Here is a 2,569-nt window from a genome sequence, read left to right on the forward strand (position 1 = left end):
GGCGCTGACGCCGCGCTGGTGGTTTGCCCCTATTACAACAATCCCAACCAGGAAGGCCTTGAGGCCCATTTCCGCGCGATCAACGACTCGGTTGCGCTGCCGGTCCTGCTTTACAATGTGCCGGGCCGCACCGTGGTCGATCTTGCACCGGATACCGTCGCACGCCTCGCCCAATTGCCGAACATTGTCGGCATCAAGGATGCGACCGGCGATATGGACCGCGTTAGTCAGCATGCCGCGTCGATCCCTGAAGGCACCCAATTTGTTCAGCTGTCGGGCGATGACCCGAGCGCGCTCGGCCACCTTGCCATGGGGGGCATGGGTTGCATCTCGGTCACCGCGAACGTCATGCCGGAAGCCTGCGCCGCCATGCACACAGCTTTCCACGCCGGAGATCTCGATGAGGCCCGCGCGATAGAGCGCAAGCTGATTGCGCTGCACAAGGCCATGTTCTGCTCGCCATCGCCCGGACCGGCGAAATATGCCCTGTTCCGGCTCGGCCTCTGCACCGATGAGGTGCGCCTGCCGATCACCACCCCATCTGCAGAAAAACGGGCTGAAATAGATCAGGCCATGGCGCTTGCGGGCCTGAGCGCCTAAATCAGGGCGATGTCGAAGAAAAATCAGACCAAGGGCCGCTCGGATGGGCTGGTCGCGGAGAACCGCCGCTCCCGCCGCGATTATGCGGTCGAGGACACGCTAGAGGCCGGCATCATGCTGGTCGGCTCCGAGGTAAAATCCCTGCGTCAGGGCAAGGCCAATATTGCTGAAGCCTATGTCAGCCCGGAAGATGGCGGTCTCTACCTGATCAATGCGGATATCCCGATCTACAACGCCGCCAACCGGTTCAATCATGAGCCAAAGCGCAAGCGGAAGCTGCTCGTGTCAAAACGGGAACTGGCCAAGCTCTCGCAATCGGTTGAGCGGGCCGGTCGCACGATTGTGCCGTTGAAACTCTATTTCAATGAGCGTGGTATGGCCAAGATCCTCATTGGTCTCGCCACCGGGCGCAAGAGCCATGACAAGCGTGACGTCGAAGCAAAGCGAGACTGGCAACGCCAGAAGGCGCGAATCCTGAAGGAGGGGTGAGCACTGCCGCTCAGGCGGCGCGTAGTCTCCCGCCGCGAAGCCTCAACAGGCCCTGCCAGACAATCAGGGCGATCAAGGGGGCAAAGGCCAGCAGGAAGGGCCAGGCGGTCTGGCTGAAGCCTTCGGGAAACACTTGCGGCTGCCCCAGAAAAAGTGAACCGGATGCGATGAACATCGAGAAGCACATGCGCCAGAGGTGGCGGGAGATGCGCGCCGTGTAGGACAGCGCCTGTCGTAGGATCACGTTCAGTTCGCCAAACGCGGCGAAGCTGCCAGCTACAATGAACAGGATGAAGGCTTGAGGCGGCGAACCATCCACGGTGCCGCTTGGGCTGTTCGCGCCCATATACATGAATCCCACACCCATCAGTGTGATGCCGAGCGCTGTCGCCAGTCCTGTATAATGCCGCCAATTGACCCGGACAGGCCCGCGCTGCCTGACAGTAAGCAGAGCCGTGACGAGCAGGTACAGGGCCAGAATGCCGGCCACGAAATTGGGTCGCTGTCCTTCCTCCAGGAATGGAGCGACGCCCGCGCCGATCAGGTAAGTTATGAACATGGACACGAAGAAGATCTGCCCGGCAAGCCTGTGAAGAGGGCGGCCTTTGCGCGTCGCAATCGCGGCAACACCGGACACGAGCCCGATAGCCCCACCGCCGATGTGCGCATAGAGCAGGGCGTCTGTCGCCAGCCTGATCCAGAATGGTGCGTCCGGGCCGACTTCAAGTTTTGCGGCATGGGCGGCCCCGGCACCGAGGAATGCCAGTGCCAGAATGCATGTCAGAACCGGAACGGCATATCGGGGCATGGGATAGACCTTTATCGAAAATCAATATTATCGATAAACGGAAAATCCGCTATTGCAAACCCCTCAGTCGGAATCTGTCACTTTCTTCGCCATCGCGAACACATCCTCGAACATTTCCGGCGTCAGGCGGCGGGTGTTCGTGTTGTACCGGCTGCAATGATAGGATGAGATGAGCGCCAGGGGGCGGCCCTCAAATTCCACATCATAGTGCGTACCGTGGCCGAAGGGATAATCCTTCAGTTTCAGGCCGAGCGTGCGCACGGTGGAATCATGGGAAATCTTGCCGAGGCAGATCATTGCCTTCAGCTTCGGCAGCGCCGCAATGCGCGCGGCGAGGAAGGGACGGCACTGATTGATCTCGGCGCCGACCGGCTTGTTCTGTGGCGGCACACAGCGCACGGCATTGGTGATCATGGCGCGCTTCAGCTTCAGCCCGTCATCCGGCCGCGCATCATAGGTGCCGGTGGAAAAGCCGAACTTGTCGATGGTCGCATAGAGCAGGTCTCCGGCCCAGTCGCCGGTGAACGGTCGGCCCGTCCGGTTGGCCCCCGTTACGCCGGGCGCGAGGCCGATGATCAGCAATTCGGCATCCTCCGGCCCGAAGCTCGGCACCGCGCCATTGAACCAGTCCGGCTCTTTCACGGCGACCTCTTCCCGATACGCCACAAGGCG

General features: G+C 61.0%; 4 protein-coding genes. 2 read left to right on the forward strand and 2 right to left on the reverse strand.

Annotated features, from left to right (window positions below; translation table 11 throughout):
- Together dapA and smpB are read left to right on the forward strand one after the other, a co-directional pair.
- Window positions 1–600, forward strand: a 600-nt coding sequence (gene dapA / locus B4F73_RS15250; protein ID WP_290483695.1) for a 4-hydroxy-tetrahydrodipicolinate synthase, incomplete at its 5' end; no start/stop codon positions are given.
- Window positions 601–609: 9 nt separating this feature from the next.
- Window positions 610–1,089, forward strand: coding sequence for an SsrA-binding protein SmpB (gene smpB / locus B4F73_RS15255; RefSeq protein ID WP_206992557.1), 480 nt, complete (start codon window positions 610–612; stop codon window positions 1,087–1,089).
- 10 nt (window positions 1,090–1,099) lie between these two features.
- On the opposite strand, the gene B4F73_RS15260 is transcribed toward smpB, so the two are convergent.
- Both B4F73_RS15260 and B4F73_RS15265 read right to left on the reverse strand, forming a co-directional pair.
- On the reverse strand, window positions 1,100–1,897 hold the full coding sequence (locus B4F73_RS15260; RefSeq protein WP_290483696.1) for a hypothetical protein: 798 nt from the start codon (window positions 1,895–1,897) through the stop codon (window positions 1,100–1,102).
- A gap of 63 nt (window positions 1,898–1,960) precedes the next feature.
- Window positions 1,961–2,569: uracil-DNA glycosylase (locus B4F73_RS15265; RefSeq protein WP_290483697.1), on the reverse strand; the 609-nt coding region annotated here is incomplete at its 5' end.

It is taken from the genome of Hyphomonas sp. UBA3601 (assembly GCF_002375605.1).
Classification (GTDB): domain Bacteria; phylum Pseudomonadota; class Alphaproteobacteria; order Caulobacterales; family Hyphomonadaceae; genus Hyphomonas.